The following is an 18,615-nucleotide window of genomic DNA, read 5'->3' on the forward strand; positions in this document are numbered from 1 at the left end:
CATACATTGGTAGCGGGGGCGGGATTTGAACCCGCGACCTCAAGGTTATGAGCCTTGCGAGCTACCTGACTGCTCCACCCCGCAACAAGTGGTGCAAAGACGAGGCTTCAGTCTAGGGAAATTCCCGCGCCTTGTCAAGGTCGGCTCGCTTGCACCTTGCCTGTACAAGCAGGAAGCAAGTTGCCGGGGTTGGAGCAGAACAGATGAAGAAGGAAGAGAAGATTCAGCGCTTCTCAGATGGCCGGCGCCTTCGGCATGCGCGCTTTCTTTTCGAGCGCCTCGAGCTTCTCCTCGAGCGCCTTGAGCTTCTCCTCGAGCATCCTCTGGCGTTGGGCGCGCTCGGACATCATCCTCTGGAACCGCTCCGTCTGCATCATGTCCTCCAGGCGCTTCAGACTCGTCTCGAAATCCTCCTCGCTCCAGTGCCACAGGAACCGGCACTGGCCGCCCTTTTCGGCGGGGCAATCCCCGTGGCCGGAGAGGAGCATGCCGAGGTCGAACCGCGTTTTTTCACGCGCCTCGAGCCGGAAGGAGAGCTCGAGCGGCCGGCCGCGGCGCTGCGCCCGGAGCGACACGCTCTCGCCCGCCTCGCGCTCGCGCACGGCCGAGATCAGGTCGCTTCCGCAGCGGACGGGAATTTTTTCGATTTCCAGGATCACGTCCCCGACCTCGAGGCCGCGGGCGGCGGGGCTGTCCTCGTCGACGCCGGCGACGAGGACGCCGCGGTCGGAGGGCGCGCCGAAGTATTCGCGCAGCTCGGGCGTCATCTCCTGGACGGTGGCGCCGAGATAGGCGGCGCGCACCTTGTGCGGGTGGATGTGCCGCATGAGGTCCGGAACGTTCAGGTTCGGCCACCCCACGGCGCAGCCGGCGTTTTCCGGCGTCTCCGGGCGCTCTTCCAGAACGAGCGAGAAAGGCTGCGGCGGAGACCCCTCCCGCCGCATCCGAAGCTCGATGCGCTCTCCCGGCTGCGCGGCGTCGATGTGCGCCGCCAGGGTGTGCACCGAATCCACGCTTTGGCCCTCCACGGACTCGAGGATATCGCCGATCCGGACCCCGACGTCTTCGGCCGGCCCGTCGGGGCAGACGCACGTTACGCGCACGCCCCGCGGCGTGTCCTTGACGCACATGCCGGCCCAGCCGCCGGCGAACGCCGGCAGCGCCGCCGTCCACGCCGCAAACAAAGCGAAAGGCAAGGCTCTCATGTTCGGCACCTTCCTGTGTTACGGGGAGTACGCCGCGGCGGCCGCCTCCACCGGCTCGGCGGGGCGGTGGTAGATGGCGTAGGGGTCGAAGACGAGCTCGTGCGCGTCGTCGCCGCCGAGGAAGATCGGCTCCGAGCGGATCTGGGAGGCGAGGGCGTTGATGTCCTCGATGAGCGCCTCCACCTCCTCCACCTCCTTGTCGGATTCCATGGCGGCCCGGTCCGCCGGAAGAGAAACATGCGCGGCGGGCGGGGGCGCCTCGGCGCGGGCGGTCGCGACGCGGGGGGAATCGGGCGGCGGGGACGGCGCGCCCCGCTCCCACGGGGTATAACGGGTCATCATAAAGGCGGAAGCGGCGACCACGAGGGCCACCGCTCCGAGGGAAGGTAGGAGGTAGGTGAGGGAAGGGGTTTGAAATGAAGGCAGGAAAATTCTTTTCGCCGGCTCCGGCTCCGCGCGCAGGGCGAAGCGCACGCGGCTCGCGAAGCCGAACGGGGCCTCGACGGGCGGCAGGCCGTGCAGGAGGTCGCAGGTGCTCACGTACGCCTGGTAGTCCTCGTAGCACTCGGCGCAGGAGCGCAGGTGGCGCTCGACGTGCAGGCGCTCCCCGTCCGAGAGCCCGCCCTCGTAGTACCGGGCGTAATAATGGCGGAGCGCGGCGCACTTTTGCGGCATATCAGCTCTCCACGAACTCCCGCAGCACGTCCTTGAGCATGAGCCGCCCGCGGTTGACGCGCGACTTGACGGTGCCCAGGGGGCAGCCCACCACGTTCTCGATCTCCTCGTACGAGAGCCCCTGCAGGTCCCGCAGGGCCACCACGACGCGGTATTTCTCGGGAAGACTCCTCACGGCCCCGCGCACCCGCTCCACGACCTCCTGCCGCGTCAGATTCGCCTCGGGCGACGGCGTCTTCGAGGGGGCGTTCGTCATGACGCCCTCGTGCGCCTCGCTGTCCCTCGCGCTGAAGAGCAGCTTGCCCCAGCGCTTCTCGCGCCGGATCTCGCTGATGGCGAGGCGCGTGGCGATGGTATGGAGCCACGTCTTGACCGGCGCCACGGGCTCGTACCGCGGCGCGGCGCGGTAGGCTCGAAGGAACGTTTCCTGGGCGACGTCCGTCGCCTTCGCGCGGTCCCGGAGAATGCCTGTCACGTAGTTCACGATGGCGCTCTGGTGCCGCTCGACGATGACTCCGAAAGCGTCCGTCGATCCTTGCTTGACGCTTTCGATAATCTCTTCATCGCTCGGCTTGTCTCGTCGTTCCGTATCCGTCCCGGCCATACGTGCTCCTTATGGAATCAAACGAGGGGTTCCGGGAAAAGTTCCCGCCCGTAGCGGGCTCGCTTCCCCCGGCCCGGGGCCAAAAAAGGGGTCTTCGCGGCGATATTTCATGCTCTCCTCTCGGCACATCGGGTCTAGTGTAGTGCATACGAAGCCTCTTTACAATTAATTGTAGGGCGGATGGCCGACCTCGCTCCGCCGAAGCGGCTACGCGAAGGCGAGTGACCAATGACCGAACGGCGGAAAAACCTTTTATTCATAAGACTTAGCGGCCCCGCCCCCTGGGCGGGGTAAACCTTGCCCAGACTATCGTCTGGGTTTGTTCCTAGGGGCAATTTAAAAATCCTTTATTCATGCGCACTTGGTAGGTTCGTTCCTAGGGCCGATTTAAAAATCCTTTGTTTATGCGCAGTTGGTAGGTTCGTTTTGTAAATTGAGGGGGGCGGGGGGTGCATCCTCCCCATGACCGATGACCGGATGACCGAATCCTTGCATACTCCATACGCTATATTCCATACGCGATACTCCATACTTCTCCATGTATGCCGTCCGTGCGATTTGTCAAGGATTTTGCCGGATTTGCCGGAGCTTGCCCAGACTCTTAGTCTGGGTTGCCGGCCCGCCCTAACAAATCTTGGCGGGTAAAACTTGTCCCGTGCGAAGCGGCGGGATTGCCGGCCCGCTCCCCTCGTGTCATTCCGAGGCCCTGTCGAGGAATCGTCTTTTCACGCCACTTAGCGGGTTTGTTTCGTGATTTGGGAGTGGCGTAGATGAGTTGGAAAAGTAGCCACACGGGCTGCTCCAGCCGCTTCACGACGCACTATGCCGCTGAAGCGCGGCATGGTAGCATGCGCTATGCTACCAGACACGCTTTCCTCTTTTCCCTCCCCAACACCACGGACGTTGACTGAAATGCGCGACGATAGCGACTGGGTGAGCATCGCGGCATTGGGAGTGATTTACAGCGTGATTTTTTACTTTGGAATGCTGCGCTTGGGATTTGACAAGCCCGTGGTTGTTTCTCTTCTCTTTTGTGCGATTCTTTTATTCATCCACTTGTCAAATAGGCTTATAAATAAAAGGGCAGAGATATGGACAAAGGAATTTTTTGATTATTGCCGAGAAAAGAGGGTCAATCAAGACAAATTAGAGCTATCACAAAATGATGTGCGCGACTGGATGCTTGTAAAGTATCTCAACCTACACGGCGCAATTGCAACAAGGACACATAGGGCCTTTGACATAAAAATATTGTGCAATCTGGATTTTTGGTGGAAGCATAATATCGTTCCGCTTTGCGACAATCCTCTTGTAGTGGAGTGGAGGAAAAAAATAGACGCGAAGGGCGACCCCCAAAAGGAGGCGGAAGAACTTTACAAAAAACATTTTAAATGGTTTATGTTTTGGCGGGGCTATTATATCTTAAGGGGCGACGACCAATAAGGTTATTGCGCTTTAGGCATGAATAGAAAGCAGCTCCTCAACCGTCCACTTGTGGTCGGTTAGCTTGCCCGTTTCAAACCACTACGATAAAAATTAAACGGCTTGCCCCGCCGCTTGCCCGCCTCCGGCGTGGGGACTTGCCCCGCCGAAGCAGGTGATTTCCTCAGCGAAGGGGGGTAGAATGAAAAGGCGATACCCGAGAACAAGCATGTGCACCGAGGCGTGACGATGAAACGATGTGTCGTCCTTTTTGTATTAGCGATTGGATTTAGCGGACTATCTTACGCCCAAGACCTCGAACTCAAGGCCGCGATGTGCAAGAATCCCATTTTGATAGGGGAACCTGGTCTTCTTCGAGTGACGTTGACACATACAGGGTCAAAGCCGCTCTTTGTCGAAGCCTACGGTAATGAGGGCGTAGAGCCCGTAGCCGTAAAAGTGCTGGACCCGGATGGCAAGACTGTGAGTCCGGGCCAGTTGTTCACTGAATCCTCAGTGGGTATGCAAATTCACAAGGGACAGACGCTTCTACTGGAGGAGGCGGAACTGGGAGCGTTCGAAAAGACCGGGGTCTATACGGTGAAGGTAATCTACAAGTCGCAGGAGGAGTACTACGGGCGAAAGTGGCCAGAGCCCAAGGGGGCGAAGCCGCAGGTGCATTCCTGCGTAGCAGCGGAGCTTGAAACGGAGATGCAATTCACGGTAGTGCCGCCGTCGAAAGCTGTGGATCAGGCGGCACTGGAGCTAATGGACGGAAAATGCTTTGGGAGCTTTGATCCTGTCTGCGAACAAGTATTTACTCAATTTCCTGACAGCACCTATGCGCCGTATGCGAAATTCCATTTCGCACTGGGCGCAACAGGGATTGTAACCAAGCTGAAGGCCCAAAATGCTATTTCCCTGCTCTCAGATTTACTCGACCCGGAAAGTTTTTGCCTAGCAGGGCGGGCAGAGCTTTACTTAATCGGTGCGTACTCAAAAGTAAAGGATCAGGACAATGCACGTCATCATCACGGCCAACTTATCAAGAAATATCCCAATTCCTATTTAGAGTTCGAGGGCCATTACGGGTTGATCAACATGGGGCCTCCGCCTGATCCGGATGCTTTTGAGGATCTGGAATAAGAAATTGGGGATAGTCGCCCGCTGGTCGCTGGTTTTTGTCGTTCTTGCGGGCGCAGCTTTTTTGAGAAAGGGGAAAGAAGTAAGGAGAGATATCTCCTAACCCCTAATCTCTAATCCCTATCCCCTGCCCCCCGTCACCAGTGCCGGATCTTCTCCGTCGCGGCGGCGCGGTTGAAGTCGGGGTCCTGGAATTTGTTGTGGCAGCCCTCGCAGCCGCCGGAGGCCGATTTCCCCGACGCGGGAGGGGGATTCCCTGGATCGGCGGCGTGCTCCGAGGCGGCGCCGTGGCACGTCTCGCACCCGACGCCCGCGAACTCCGGCGTCGAGCGCACATTTCGGAACCCGCCCTTCTTGTAGCCCGTCGCGTGGCAGGCGACGCACTGGGGGTTGAAATCCTGCGCCACCTTGACGAGCGTCTCGAAGGCGCGGGCGTGCGGAGAGTCCTCCCACTGCGCGAACTGCTTCGCGTGGCACGGCTTGCAGACTTCCGAGCCCGCGAAAGTCTCGTAGCTCTTCGGGCGGGGAACGTCGGACGCGAGCCGCCGCAGGAGCTCGGAGGATGAAACGCCCTCCTCGGCTTCCTTCCGCGCGATTTTGTCGAGGGTGTCGAGAACGAGAAGCTCGATGTCATGCTCGGGCAGGTAGCGCTCGGAAAGGGGATGAAGCTTGAGCTCGACGCGCTCCTTGCGCCCCCTGTCGTTCAGGAAAAACCGCACCTCCACCATCGTGCGTCCCTCGTAGCCCGTGTAGGCGATGGGCACGTCCGCCTCGAAAAGAGGCTCCTGTTCGACCCGCGCCCCCAGGGACGCGATAACCAGGTCCGCCTTGGGAACGGCCCGCGCGAGCTCGCGCGCGTCCGGCTCGTCCATGCGAACGAGCGCCACGACGAGGTCGTGCTCCTTGCGGAGGCGGGGAAAAACGTTGCGCGCGGCCTTGATCGGGTCGGCCACCTCCGCCGTGCGCCCGTCGGGAAGCGTCACCGTGACGCCTGCGCGGTGCTGGAGGCCCAGGAAGGCGATGCTCCTTCCCTCTCCGAACGAGGCCGAGGCGTGGGGCATGTCCCCGATCGTCTTCCGGGTCGAGGCGTTTATCCAGGAGGCCGTGATGAAGGGAAAAGACGCCTTCTCGCGCATCCGCTCGAAGAAGGCGAAGTCCTGGCTCACGTCGAGGTAGGCGACGTTCACGGCGGCGTAGTTCAGACGGTTGTAAGCCTCGACGAGGGTCTCCGTGCGCATGCGCCCCTCCTCGGCGTCGAGGGCCCCGAAGAGCGCGCCGGTGTCCACCCAGAGGAAGGGCGCGTCGGGAAATTTTTTCCGGAACTCCCGGGCGTAGCCCGCCCGCCGGTCCAGCCCCCCGATGGGATTGACGGGGCAGCCGCACGGCTCGAGATGGCCGGCCACGTCCCCCGTGGCGAAAAGCACCAGATCCGGGGATTCCCCCTCGGGCACGAGCGGCCCCACGGCTTTCTCCCCGGCCGCCGCTTCCTCGCCGGAGTCCGCCGCGGCGGGCGGGTCGGCGTCCTGCGGGAAAAGCACCGAGACGGCCAGACCGGCGCACGCCAGCCCGGCGGCGAGGACGAACCATCGCCTCCGATGTGTTCCGGAAGCGCGCTCCAGGACAGTATGCTTCATACGCGGTTTCCCATTATATCGAACGCTCCGATTTCCGTAAAGTTTTGGCCGCACCCGCGCCGTGCCCGCCCCGCGCTTCGCCGCGCGCTTTGTTCTTGCCCCTGCAAGGGGGTATCATGACGCCTGCCATGAAGAAGAACACGCGGCGGCTCGCGGGGGCGATCTTGTTATGCGTCGGATGCAGCCGGATTCCCGCGCCCGACCTCGGCGAGTTTGAAAAGGCCGTCGTCAGGCAGTGCGGCGTCGCCCCGCAGACGGTCGAGCTCGGCGAGATCGAGATCGATCGCGAGCGAAAGGAAGCCGTCGTCCCGTTCACCGTTCCGGAGCTCCAGGAAGAGATTCGCTTCAAGGCGCGCTTCGTCTATCACGACTTCCGCGGCTGGGAGCTTGACGCCTGTTACGACCGCTTCGGCGGATGGCTGCTGCCGGAGGTCTTCGCGGAGGAGATGGAATCGTTCCGCCTTTCCGATACGCGCACGCTTTTGTTCGTCGCGGGCCTGGCCGTGTCGGCGCATGCGATGGAACAGGGAGACCTCAAGGCGCGCCTTTCGGGAGCGGAATTGGCTGCCGCCCTTGAACCCCACTACCAGCGGTATCTGCCGGAATACGAAAAGGAATTCTTCTTCCGGCCGCCGCGGAGCGCGCCGCAGCGCGACTTCTGGGGGCACCGCCTCACCTACGCGCTGGACATCCTCAACCCTTCGATGCTACCTTTTAATTTCGAGGTGCGCTCGGTCGGCGCCGACGGAAACGCCGGCGGACGCGACGACCTTAGTTTCAGCCAGGCGCAGGACGGCGTTGTGGGCCCCTTGCGGAACATCTGGTATCACCGCTGAGCGGGGTTTCGGGAGCCGGGATTGAGTTGGGAGAGAGGATGCGGAGAGGTACCGAAGTGGTTATAACGGGTCCGCCTCGAAAGCGGATGAACCCTTTACCGGGTTCCGTGGGTTCGAATCCCACCCTCTCCGCCATAACGGAGGTGCCGTGGCCCGCCTGCGGCGGGTAAAGCAAGCCCTGGGTGGGCTTGTCCGCCTGCGGCGGATTCGAATCCCACCCTCTCCGCCATAACGGAGGTGCCGTGGCCCGCCTGCGGCGGGTAAAGCAAGCCCTGGGTGGGCTTGTCCGCCTGCGGCGGATTCGAATCCCACCCTCTCCGCCATAACGGAGGTGCCGTGGATGCCCAGCGCGGCTATTGCGCGTACGTTCTAGAGAGCAAACGGAACGGGCGGTACTACATTGGAAGCACCTCCCGCGGGTAACCGGAAGGAATTACCCCTTACCGGCTGGACTTGCCGGCCGCCGGGGGAGGTTGGCCAGGGAGCGGAGCCTTATGCTATACTAGTAAGATAAGGAAATTTTCTATGCAAAGGCTGAAGACGCTTACCATCTGGCTCGTGCTGTTAATCGCGGTGCTCCTGGTGTGGCAGTATTTCGCCGATACGAAGCCCGCGCCGCTGTCTCTTACCTTCAGCGAGTTCCTCGCGGCGGTCGAGCGCAAAGAGGTCAAGGAGATAACCATCGCGGGGGAATCGGACATCACGGGCACCTTTCGCGAAAACGAGAAAGCCTTCGCCACGATCGCGCCCCGCTACGACGGCCTGGTGGACCTCCTGCGCAAACACAAGGTCGCCATCACGGTCAAGGAAGAGAACACCGGGGTGTATTGGGGGCTCCTCTACACGTGGCTTCCCATCATCGTGCTCGTGGGGCTTTTCGTCTTTCTGCTGCGGCAGATGCAGGCCGGCTCCATGAAAGCGCTCTCGTTCGGAAAAAGCCGCGCGCGGCTCGCCTCGAGCGACCGCGAGCGCGTCACCTTCGCCGACGTCGCCGGATGCGAGGAGGCGAAGGATGACCTTTCGGAAATTGTCCAGTACCTGAAAGACCCGCAGAAGTTCCAGCGCCTCGGGGGAAAGATTCCCAAGGGCGTGCTCCTCGTCGGCCCGCCGGGCACGGGGAAGACGCTTCTCGCCAAGGCCGTCGCGGGGGAGGCGAACGTCCCGTTTTTCTCCATCAGTGGCTCGGACTTCGTCGAGATGTTCGTGGGCGTGGGCGCCTCGCGGGTGCGCGATCTTTTTGAAAAGAGCAAGAAAAACGCCCCCTGCCTCATCTTCATCGACGAGCTGGACGCCGTGGGGCGCCTGCGCGGCGCGGGCCTGGGCGGCGGGCACGACGAGCGCGAGCAGACGCTCAACCAGCTCCTCGTCGAAATGGACGGATTCGAGACGAACCTCGGCGTCATCCTTCTTTCCGCGACGAACCGCCCCGACGTCCTCGACCCGGCGCTCCTTCGCCCCGGCCGCTTCGACCGCAAGGTCATCGTGGATATTCCCGACCTCCGGGGACGCACCGAGATCCTGAAGGTGCACACGAGAAAAGTGCCGCTCGCCCCCGACGTGAACCTGGAGACGATCGCCCGGGGAACGCCCGGCTTCACGGGAGCCGACCTGGCGAACCTCGCGAACGAAGCGGCGCTTCTTGCGGCCCGCCGCAACAAGGAAAAGGTCTTCATGACCGAGTTCGAAGACTCGAAGGACAAGGTCCTGATGGGAAGCGAGCGCCGCAGCCGCGTCATCAGCGACGAGGAGAAGCGCACCACCGCCTACCACGAGTCGGGGCACACGCTGGTCGCCATGTCCGTCAAGCATGCCGACCCCGTGCACAAGGTGACCATCATTCCGCGGGGGATGGCGCTGGGCGTCACGCAGCAGCTTCCCGTCGACGACCGCCACACGTACAGCAAGGAGTATCTCGTGGACCGGCTCGCCGTCCTCATGGGCGGGCGGGCCGCCGAGGAGCTTTTTCTCGACCACCTGACCACGGGCGCCCGCGACGACCTGGAGAAGGCGACGAGCATCGCGCGCGCCATGGTGTGCGAGATGGGGATGAGCGGACTCGGCCCCGCGACCTTCGGCCGAAAAGACGATAACGTATTCCTGGGGCGCGAGATCACCCGCATGGTGGACTACAGCGAGGAAACCGCGCGGCGCATCGACGCGGAAGTGCAAAAATTTTTAGGCGAAAGCTACGACCGCGCGAAGGACGTTCTGAACGAAAACCGCGAGACGATGGAGCGCATGGTGAAACATCTGCTGGAGCGCGAGACGCTCACGGCCGAGGAGGCCGCCGCCGTGGTGCGCGGTGAGGAGCTTCCTCCGCTCGAGGTCGCGGAGCCCGCTCCCGAGCCCGCACCGCAAGAGGCCGAAAAGCAGAAAGCCCCCGCGCCCGTCCTTACGCCTGCTCCCGCGCAAAAGTAGCCGCGGCGCTGTTTCCTCTCCGTCGTGCACTGGAAACGAGTTCTCACCGCCCTTGTATTCATCCCGCTCTTTTTCGGACTGGTCCGATACCTCCCCGTCTATGCGTTTGCCGTCTTCATCGGCGCGGGAGCGCTGGCGGCGCTTTGGGAATACGCGCAGCTTTTGCACGCACGCGGCTGGGTGGCTTCAAGGTTCGTTTTCGTCGCGGCGGGGCTCGCCTCGGCCGCGACGCTTGCCTTCAAGCCGTCCGCGCACCGGATGCTGGCCGCGTCGGCGTCGCTCGCCGTCGTTTTTCTCGTGGCCTCGCTCGCGCGTCCGCAGCGCTCCATGGAGCAGCGCTTCCTCTCGATCGGCGCGTCGCTTTTCGGGGCATGCTGCGTCGGGATGGGCTTGGGCATCCAGGTTCCGCTCCGGGCGCACGGCGCCGAGTGGATTTTCCTGCTCTACCTTGCGGTCTGGCTTGGTGACACGTTCGCTTTTTACGTCGGTCGGACACTTGGCCGTCATCCCATGGCTCCGGAAGTCAGCCCCCGCAAAACATGGGAGGGGGCCGTGGGTCATGTGCTCGGAGGTCTTATAGGCGCCATCGCGGCGAAGATGCTGTTTTTCCACACCCCTGGATGGGACATCGCGGTGATCGCGGGAATCCTTCTTAGCCTTGCGGCCCAACTGGGCGACCTTTCCATCTCGCTCCTCAAGCGCGCCGCCGGCGCGAAAGATTCTGGAGCGCTGCTTCCGGGGCACGGCGGCGTCCTCGACCGCGCCGACTCGCTTCTCTTTGCGGCCCCCCTGCTCTTTATCTACAGCAGGATTGTGTCCTAGCCCCGATATCGCCGGGGCAAGGGGAAAGGTGCGGCAACCCCGCCTATGGCGGACAAGCCTGACGCTTAGCGTTGGGATCGGGACAAAACGCTTGACGGGCGGCGGCGCGCGATTTTTTTCGCCCTTGACTGCCCGCGGCGCGTGTGCGATTATTTTTTGCCGCGCTGCGGACGTAGCCCCGCGCGCGGACTCTTGGTCATGCGAATCCTTGTCATCGGCTCCGGCGGACGCGAGCACGCCCTGGTCTGGAAAATTTCTCAGAGCCCACTCGCGGACGAAATTTACTGCGCGCCCGGCAACCCGGGCATCGCCGAGCATGCCGAGTGCGTGGCCCTCGACCCGACGAGCTCGATCGAGCTCGCCGACTTCGCCCAGGAGCTCCGCGTCGGCCTCACGGTCGTGGGGCCGGAGCTTCCGCTCACGATGGGCATCGTGGACGAATTTCTCAAGCGAGGCCTGCGCATTTTCGGCCCCCGCAAGCTCGCGGCGGAGCTCGAGGGAAGCAAGGTCTACGCCAAGGAGTTCCTGCAGAAATACGACATTCCCACCGCGTCCTTCGAGGTCGCCCACTCCCCGGATGAAGCGCGGCAGATTCTCGACCGGACGGGGTTGCCCGCCGTGATCAAGGTCGACGGCCTTGCGGCGGGCAAGGGCGTCTTCGTCTGCCTGACGCCCGACGACGCGGACAAGGCCGTTGAGGCGATTATGGTGAAGAAGAAATTCGGCGGCGCCGGCGAGCGTGCCGTTATCGAACAATTTCTCGAAGGCACCGAGGCCTCCTTCATCGTAATCTCCGACGGCCGCCGTGCCCTCCCCCTGGTGACCTCGCAGGACCACAAAACCCTTCTCGAGGAGGACAAGGGGCCGAACACGGGAGGCATGGGCGCGTTTTCTCCGGCGACCAATCTCTCGCAGGACATGTTCCGCTCCGTGATGCAGGACGTCGTCCAGCCCACGCTCGTGGGACTCGAAAAGGAAGGGCGGCGCTACGCGGGATTCCTCTACGTCGGCCTCATGCTTACGCCCGACGGCCCCCGGGTGCTCGAATACAACTGCCGCCTCGGCGATCCCGAGGCGCAGGTCATCCTGCCGCGCCTTCAGAGCGACCTCGTCGTCCTCCTTCATTCCGTGGCGAGCAAGGAGCTCGGCCGCGCCAAGGTCGAGTGGGACACGAGAGCGGCCACGTGCGTCGTGCTCGCCGCCGAGGGCTATCCCGAGGCGCCCAAGAAGGGCATGCCCATCGAGGGTCTCGAAGAGGTGGAGGACATGGAAGACGTTTTCGTCTTCCATGCCGGCACCAAGCGGGAGGACGACCAGACGGTCGTCGCCGGAGGGCGCGTTCTCGGCGTCACCGGCATGGGAGAAAAACTGAGCCAGTCCATCCGCCGCGCCTACGAAGCCGTGGGCCGGGTGCGTTTCGAGGGCATGCACTTCCGGCGCGACATCGGCCTTGCGGCTTTGAAGGGGCGCGCCTCGCAAGACAAGGAGGGAAAGGAGTAATTATGGCCGCGCCGAAATCGTCCGCTCGCCGAACCGGGAAGACGCGAACGCCGCGCGTGGGAATCATGATGGGCAGCGCCTCGGACCGCCCCGTGATGGCGGAGTGCGAAAAGACTCTCGAGTCGCTGGGCGTCGCCTGCGAATCGGTGACGCTCTCGGCGCACCGGACGCCGCGCGAGGTGCAGCGCTACGTCCGTGCGGCGCCCGCCCGGGGCGTCCGAGTACTCGTCGCGGGAGCCGGCATGGCGGCACACCTTGCGGGCGCCGTCGCGGCGCACACGACGCTCCCCGTAGTCGGCGTCCCTCTCGACAGCTCGGCCCTGAACGGCCTCGACGCGCTCCTTTCGACCGCGCAGATGCCCCCCGGCATTCCCGTTGCGACCATGGCCGTCGGGAAGGCCGGGGCGCGCAACGCGGCGCTCTTCGCCGCGTCCATCCTCGCGCTCGACGACGCCGCTCTTGCCCGCCGCCTCCGCGCCCTGCGCAGCCGCAACCGCAAGAAGGTTCTCTCCTCCGACCCGGCGACGAAGCGGATTCTGAAAATGCTGAAGCGTCGGAAAAAATAAACGGCTGGCGCGGCCTTCCGCGCCCCTACTCCACCAGGAGGCACGCCGCGACGTGCTCGCCCTCTCGGGCGGAAGTCTTTTCGACGAGCGGCGGCTCCTCCTCGGCGCAGCGCGCCTCGGCGATGGGGCAGCGCGTGCGGAAGCGGCAGCCCGACGGGGGATTCACGGGCGTCGGCACGTCGCCCGGAAGGACGACGCGCTCCTTCTTGACGGCCGGGTCGGGAACGGGCACGGCCGAAAGAAGCGCCTTCGTGTAGGGGTGGAGCGGGTTCTCGTAGAGCTCTTCGCTCGTCGCCACCTCGACCAGCTTTCCCAGGTACATCACGCCCACGCGGTGCGAGATGTGCTCGACGACGCTCAGGTCATGCGCGATGAAGAGATAGGTGAGGCGAAGCTTTTCCTGCAGGTCCTGAAGGAGGTTCACGACCTGCGCCTGGATGGAGACGTCGAGCGCGGAGACGGGCTCGTCGGCGATGATGAGCTTGGGCTGGAGCGCAAGCGCCCGCGCGATGCCGATGCGCTGGCGCTGGCCGCCCGAGAACTCGTGCGGATAGCGCTTCATGTGCTGGGGGTCGAGCCCCACCGTGCGCAGGAGGTGCGCCACGCGGTCCCGCTTTTCGCTTCCCCTGGCGATAGCGTGGATGACGAACGGCTCGCCCACGATGTCGCCGATGGTCATGCGCGGGTTGAGGGAGGCGTAAGGGTCCTGAAAAATTACCTGCATGTCCTGCCGCGCGAGGCGCATGCGCTCGCGGTCGAAGTCGAGAATGTTTTCCTCCTCGAACCGAACCTCGCCCTCGGTCGGCTCGGTGAGCCGCAGTATGCAGCGCCCGACGGTGGTCTTGCCGCAGCCCGACTCGCCCACGAGGCCGAAGGTCTCGCCCCGGCGGATGGAAAAGCTCACGCCGTCCACGGCCCTCACGTGCGCGTAGACGTGCTGGAAGACGCCGCGGTAGAGCGGAAAATATTTCTTCAGGTTGCGCACCTCGAGGAGCGCGTCCTCCGCGGGCCGCGCGCGCGCCTCGGGGGGCGGCGGGGCTTGAAGAATTTGTTCCTGGGGCCGGGCGGTCATGGGCTCGAAGGTTTAGGAGAGGGAAAGTTGGGCGACTCCAATCCTAGCTTGTTAGGTGATTTGTCGTCTTTGCGAATCAATACGAGACGAAATTCGCGAAAATCCTTGCCGAGAATCATCTTCATTACAACAAGCGAAAACGCCAGACTAATTATGATACCCACCAGTTGAATCGGCAAGTCGGAGTTGAAAGCCCCCTGGGCCTGGAGAAGCCCCATAACAAAACCAATAATAAAAGTGATGAGCATAGAGCGCCAAAGATACGCCCACCATACGCGAACTGTTCTTCCCCATGTCACTTCGAGTTCCGTGTTGACCTCCTTGCGAATCAATACGAGGCGAAATTCACCGAAATCCTTGCCGAGAATCCTCTGCATCACAGCAAACGAAATTGCTATGCTTATGATACCTGTAAGGTTTAGGATTATGTTAGCCAGTTGAGGTGGTGAGCCGAGAACCCCCATAAAAAGACCAAGACCAAAACCAATAATGGAAGTGATGAGCATTAAGCGCCAAACATACGCCCACCATACGCGAACGGTTCTTCCCCATGTCACTTCGAGTTCCATGTTGACCTCCTTTTGGAAGTTAGCTTGGTAACTTTCCGAAATGCTAAGCTCCACAACTCCAAAACTCCTATTCAATACAGCACGCATCTTGCGGTGTGCTCGCTCGCGACGGCGCGGAAGTCCGGCATGCCCTCGCGGCAAACCTCTTTCACCAAGGGGCAGCGCGGCGCGAAATGGCAGCCGTCCGGGAGCCGCGCCAGGTCGGGCACGGCGCCCTCGATGGTCTCCAGGCGCTCCGCCGCGGCTTCGCCGTGCACTTTGGGAATGCTCCGCAGAAGCCCCCGGGTGTAGGGATGCTTCGGGTCCTTGAAAAGCTTTGCGACGGGCGCCTCCTCGACTATCTTGCCCGTGTACATCACGAGGACGCAGCCCACGAATTCCGCGACCACGCCCAGGTCATGCGTGATGAGGAGCACCGCGAGCCCGAGCTTTTCCTGAAGCTCGGCAAGGAGTTCCATGATTTGCGCCTGGATGGTGACGTCGAGCGCCGTCGTCGGCTCGTCGGCGATGAGGAGCGAGGGATGGCACGAGAGCGCCATGGCTATCATCACGCGCTGGCGCATGCCGCCCGACATCTCGTGCGGGTAGTTGTCCACGCGCTTCTCGGGGTCGGGGATGGCCACGAGCCGCATCATGCGGACGGCCTCCTCGCGCGCCTCTCGCCGCGGTTTCCCCTGGTGCAGGCGAATCGCCTCCATGATCTGGTCGCCCACCGTGAAGACCGGGTTCAGGCTCGTCATGGGCTCCTGGAAAATCATGGAAATTTCGTTTCCGCGGACGCGGCGCATCTCCTCCTCGGAGAGCGCCAGCAGGTTTTTCCCCTTGTAGAGAATCTCGCCGCCCATGATGCGCCCGGGGTGGGTGATGAGGCGAAGGATGGAAAGCGCCGTGACGCTCTTGCCGCAGCCCGACTCGCCCACGAGTCCCACGGCCTCGCCAGCATGGATCTGGAACGAGACGTCGTCCACGGCGGGCACGACGCCGTCCTCGGTGAAAAAATGCGTCTTGAGGCGGCGGATTTTGAGGAGAGGCTCCATGGGAAATTTCACTGTAGCGCCGCCTTCCCCCCGGAGTCAAGAATCGGGGACCGGCCGCCGATGGATATCCCGGGATCCCGGGTTTGCGTTGCGCCGCCCGACCGGGTATCATAAAAACCTTAAGAAACCTTGAAGAACGGAGGCATACCCATGGGCAAAAAGACGATTCTCGTTCTCCTGGCAACGTTGCTTGGCCTGGCCGGAGCGGCACAGGCGGGAATTCTCGACGCGATTCGCTCGCCCGACCCCTCGGACGACGTGTCGGTCTTGAAGAGTCTTTACCGCGAGCACTTCAAGCCCGACGACGTGCAGTTCGGGGTCCTGCTCAAGGGCTCGAGGGACGGCCCGGAGCACTTGGCCGTCTACTGCTATCTCTCGAAGGAATCGGGCAGGGACTACAACTACATACTGGGCCTGCGCCGAGGCGGCGACTCGTGGCAGGTGGTTTTCGAGAAGCTGAAGATTGACGTCGGCGGAATTTTCGTTTCCCTCCCGAGCCGGCCGGGCCCGCCCTACGGCAAGGCCTACGGCTACTGGAAAAAAGAACCGAGGACGAAGGTGCGCCTCACGGACGTGGAAATCGTCGACTGGGTGAACGCGCGCGTGCTCTCGGCGTCACTCGGCATCGGCGCGGACGAGGTGCTCGCCCGCCGCGCCAACGGGGAAAAAATTTCGGCCATCGCCGGAAAAACCTACCGCGAGAAACACAAGGGCGGCCCGTCCGCGGAGAAGGAAAAAAGCAAAGATACGGCTAAAGGCAAAGGCAGGAGCAGGGGCACGGGAACATGCACGGCCGCCGGGCCGCCGGGGAAGAAGAAGTAGCCTCGGCTTAAGGGCCGTCGGGCGGCAAGCCGTCAGGATTCAGATTTTGCAAGGGCGCACTGCGGTGCGCCCTTTGTTTTCGCGGGCCCATGTTACAATGGGCTGGCGCATGGATTCCCTCATTCATCACCTGCAGTGCACCGCATGCGGGAACGTCTATCCCGATGACCTGGAGCACCAAAGCTGCACCGAGTGCCGCAAGCCGCTCGAGGTGCGCTACGACCTGCGTCCGAGCGCCGCGTCGCTCCCGAGGGCGTGGAGCGGGCGCGGCGCCTACCTCTGGCGCTACCGCGAGCTTCTGCCGCTCCGCGAGGCGAGGAATCTCGTCACGCTCGGCGAGGGATGCACGCCGCTTCTTCGCGTGCCCCGCTGGGAGCGGCAGTTTCGGCTGCACCGCGTTTTTGTCAAGGACGAGGGGCAAAACCCGACCGGCTCGTTCAAGGCGCGCGGCATGGCCGTCGTGGTTGCGAAGGCCAAGGAGATGGGCGCAAAGCGCATCGCCCTCGCCACGCTCGGAAACGCGGGCGTCGCCGCGGCCGCCTATGCCGCGGCGGCCCGCCTGAAGGCGCACGTCTTCATGCCCTCGGATACGCCGGAGGCCTTTTCGAGCGAATGCGAGCACTACGGCGCCGCAGTGCACCGGGTGGACGGCGCCCTCGACCATGCCGCCATGGTGATGAGCCAGGACAAAGAAGCGCGCCGGGCCTACAACGTCGGCACCTTTCGCCAGCCCTACCGCCTTGAGGGCAAAAAGACGATGGGCTTCGAGCTCTGGGAGCAGATGGACGGCAATTTGCCCGACATCATCCTCTATCCCACGGGGAGCGGCACGGGAATCGCCGCACTCTGGAGGGCGTTTTCGGAGCTCGAGGAAGCGGGCATGCTGAAAAACGGGAAGAAGCCGCGGCTCGTCGCCGTGCAGCCCGACGGATGCGCGCCCATCGTTAAGGCGTTCCGCGAGAAGGCGGCCCAAACCGAGCGCTGGGAAAACCCCGAGACCATCGCGCTCGGCCTGCGCGTTCCCTCGCCCCTGGGCGACACGCTGGCGCTCCACGCCCTCTACGACAGCGACGGCTTCGCCCTTTCGGTGAGCGACTACGAGATTCGGCAGGCCATGCGCGAGATGGCGGCGGGCGCGGGCGTCTTTCCGGCGCCCGAGGGGGCGGCGACGCTTGCGGCCTTGAGGATGCTCCAGGAGTCGGAAAAAATTCCTTCCTCAGCCTCCGTGGTGCTTATTAATGCCGCAACGGGAGACCGCTATGTGGAGCTGCTTTAAGAGGAGGCCGTCGAGAAAGTCTTGCTCGGCGCAGGCGGGCTCCTTCGGCGCGGGTTCTGAAAATTCCCTTGGCGGTTCTTCTGCTCAGGGGAACAGCTTCTTTTCCTTGAGGCTCACGTAGCCGCCTTCGGCCACGATGATGTGGTCGAGCACGGGGATGCCCAGCGTGTGACCCGCCGAGACGAGGCACTTGGTCACGTCGACGTCCTCGGCGCTCGGCGTCGGGTCGCCCGAGGGGTGGTTGTGGAAAAGGACGACCTTCGCGGCGTTTAACGCAACGGCCTCCTTGAAAACTTCCCGGGGGTGCACAAGGCTCTGGTCGAGGGTGCCGACGGAGATGATGCGGTAGCCGCGCGGGCGGTTCTTCACGTCCAGCAGGAGCACGCCGAACACCTCTTTGTTCGCCTGCGCGTGGCGCGAGAGGATGGTTCGCACCACATCCGCCGGATGGCGCAGCGCCTCTCCCGCCTTGAGCGAGACCTCCTGCGCGCGCCGCGAGAGCTCGAGGGCCGCAAGGATGCGTCCGGCGCGGGCGCGGTCCACGCCCCGGATTTCGAGAAGCTTTTCAAGGGGCGTTTTGGCAAGGCCCGCCAGGCCGCCGCATTGGTCGAGAATGCGCTCCGCGAGTTTCTTCGCGGCCTCCGTCCGGCGGGCGCCCGACGCCAGCACGAGCGCGAGGAGGTCCTCGTCCTCGAGGCGGCTGCCGCCGTCGCGCAGGAACGCGCCCCGGCCGACGGCGTCTCTCGGAGTCGATTCGCAAGCGGGAGAAACACGGCCGCGGCTACGGGAGGTTTTTTCTCGCTCCTTGGCTGAAGGCCTGCGGGCGCGGGACTTCATAAGCGCTTATTGTAGCATACGACTCCCAAGACTCGGACGGGCACGGGGGCTCACGAGCGGCGAGAAAATTCATGCGCTTCTTTGCCCGGTTGATTCAACGACGAAAGGCGCGAAAACCCCTTGTTTGTTGACAAGTTATGAGAAGAGGGCTATTCTAGAAAAGCTGAAAGTCTCGCG

Annotated in this window: 17 protein-coding genes and 2 tRNA genes; 10 read left to right on the forward strand and 9 right to left on the reverse strand. The window is 63.2% G+C overall.

The features are described 5' to 3' along the window. Positions 1–7 precede the first annotated feature (7 nt). The 4 genes from JSV08_01250 to JSV08_01265 all read right to left on the reverse strand — a co-directional run bounded on the left by JSV08_01250 (position 8) and on the right by JSV08_01265 (position 2,484). Positions 8–84, reverse strand: a tRNA-Met gene (locus JSV08_01250). Between the two features lie 149 nt (positions 85–233). Further along, positions 234–1,205, reverse strand: a complete 972-nt coding sequence (locus JSV08_01255) for a PDZ domain-containing protein (protein ID UCF81079.1) — start codon at positions 1,203–1,205, stop codon at positions 234–236. Between the two features lie 18 nt (positions 1,206–1,223). Then, complete coding sequence (locus JSV08_01260; GenBank protein UCF81080.1) at positions 1,224–1,880, reverse strand: hypothetical protein; 657 nt, start codon at positions 1,878–1,880, stop codon at positions 1,224–1,226. A gap of 1 nt (position 1,881) precedes the next feature. Beyond that, positions 1,882–2,484 carry a sigma-70 family RNA polymerase sigma factor gene (locus JSV08_01265; GenBank protein ID UCF81081.1) on the reverse strand — a complete coding sequence of 201 codons (603 nt, stop codon included), beginning with the start codon at positions 2,482–2,484 and terminating at the stop codon, positions 1,882–1,884. A gap of 822 nt (positions 2,485–3,306) precedes the next feature. On the opposite strand from JSV08_01265, the gene JSV08_01270 reads away from it, so the two are divergent. Further along, positions 3,307–3,927 (forward strand): hypothetical protein, encoded by a 621-nt coding sequence (locus JSV08_01270; GenBank protein UCF81082.1) that lies wholly within the window; start codon positions 3,307–3,309, stop codon positions 3,925–3,927. A 228-nt stretch (positions 3,928–4,155) separates the two neighbouring features. Continuing rightward, positions 4,156–5,052, forward strand: a complete 897-nt coding sequence (locus tag JSV08_01275) for a hypothetical protein (GenBank protein UCF81083.1) — start codon at positions 4,156–4,158, stop codon at positions 5,050–5,052. 134 nt (positions 5,053–5,186) lie between these two features. Here the strand turns inward: JSV08_01275 and JSV08_01280 are convergent, their stop codons facing one another. Then, a complete protein-coding gene (locus tag JSV08_01280) occupies positions 5,187–6,683 on the reverse strand; it encodes a hypothetical protein (GenBank protein UCF81084.1) in 1,497 nt (498 codons plus the stop codon). Between the two features lie 128 nt (positions 6,684–6,811). On the opposite strand from JSV08_01280, the gene JSV08_01285 reads away from it, so the two are divergent. The 6 genes from JSV08_01285 (at position 6,812) to purE (ending at position 12,825) form a co-directional block, all read left to right on the forward strand. Continuing rightward, on the forward strand, positions 6,812–7,519 hold the full coding sequence (locus JSV08_01285) for a hypothetical protein (protein UCF81085.1): 708 nt from the start codon (positions 6,812–6,814) through the stop codon (positions 7,517–7,519). A 42-nt stretch (positions 7,520–7,561) separates the two neighbouring features. Beyond that, a tRNA-Ser gene (locus JSV08_01290) sits at positions 7,562–7,654 on the forward strand. Between the two features lie 390 nt (positions 7,655–8,044). Next, a complete protein-coding gene (gene ftsH / locus JSV08_01295) occupies positions 8,045–9,937 on the forward strand; it encodes an ATP-dependent zinc metalloprotease FtsH (GenBank protein ID UCF81086.1) in 1,893 nt (630 codons plus the stop codon). A gap of 24 nt (positions 9,938–9,961) precedes the next feature. Continuing rightward, on the forward strand, positions 9,962–10,759 hold the full coding sequence (locus JSV08_01300; GenBank protein ID UCF81087.1) for a phosphatidate cytidylyltransferase: 798 nt from the start codon (positions 9,962–9,964) through the stop codon (positions 10,757–10,759). A gap of 198 nt (positions 10,760–10,957) precedes the next feature. Continuing rightward, positions 10,958–12,259, forward strand: coding sequence for a phosphoribosylamine--glycine ligase (purD, locus tag JSV08_01305; GenBank protein UCF81088.1), 1,302 nt, complete (start codon positions 10,958–10,960; stop codon positions 12,257–12,259). A 2-nt stretch (positions 12,260–12,261) separates the two neighbouring features. Further along, the gene (gene purE / locus JSV08_01310) at positions 12,262–12,825 is read left to right on the forward strand and encodes a 5-(carboxyamino)imidazole ribonucleotide mutase (protein ID UCF81089.1); all 564 of its coding nucleotides are present in this window, start codon (positions 12,262–12,264) and stop codon (positions 12,823–12,825) included. Between the two features lie 25 nt (positions 12,826–12,850). Here the strand turns inward: purE and JSV08_01315 are convergent, their stop codons facing one another. From JSV08_01315 to JSV08_01325, 3 genes are all read right to left on the reverse strand, one after another. Then, positions 12,851–13,897 carry a dipeptide ABC transporter ATP-binding protein gene (locus JSV08_01315; GenBank protein UCF81090.1) on the reverse strand — a complete coding sequence of 349 codons (1,047 nt, stop codon included), beginning with the start codon at positions 13,895–13,897 and terminating at the stop codon, positions 12,851–12,853. After that, on the reverse strand, positions 13,894–14,226 hold the full coding sequence (locus JSV08_01320; GenBank protein UCF81808.1) for a hypothetical protein: 333 nt from the start codon (positions 14,224–14,226) through the stop codon (positions 13,894–13,896). The genes JSV08_01315 and JSV08_01320 overlap by 4 nt, the downstream gene beginning before the upstream one ends. A gap of 311 nt (positions 14,227–14,537) precedes the next feature. Continuing rightward, positions 14,538–15,503: an ABC transporter ATP-binding protein gene (locus JSV08_01325; protein ID UCF81091.1), complete on the reverse strand. Its 966-nt coding sequence runs from the start codon at positions 15,501–15,503 to the stop codon at positions 14,538–14,540. A 150-nt stretch (positions 15,504–15,653) separates the two neighbouring features. Here JSV08_01325 and JSV08_01330 point away from each other — a divergent pair, with 150 nt between their 5' ends. Further along, positions 15,654–16,325, forward strand: a complete 672-nt coding sequence (locus JSV08_01330; GenBank protein UCF81092.1) for a hypothetical protein — start codon at positions 15,654–15,656, stop codon at positions 16,323–16,325. A gap of 109 nt (positions 16,326–16,434) precedes the next feature. Further along, complete coding sequence (locus JSV08_01335; GenBank protein UCF81093.1) at positions 16,435–17,601, forward strand: threonine synthase; 1,167 nt, start codon at positions 16,435–16,437, stop codon at positions 17,599–17,601. An 84-nt stretch (positions 17,602–17,685) separates the two neighbouring features. Here JSV08_01335 and radC read toward each other — a convergent pair whose 3' ends face one another. Next, positions 17,686–18,438, reverse strand: a complete 753-nt coding sequence (gene radC, locus JSV08_01340; GenBank protein UCF81094.1) for a DNA repair protein RadC — start codon at positions 18,436–18,438, stop codon at positions 17,686–17,688. Positions 18,439–18,615 lie beyond the last annotated feature (177 nt).

Source organism: Acidobacteriota bacterium, from assembly GCA_020349885.1.
Classification (GTDB): domain Bacteria; phylum Acidobacteriota.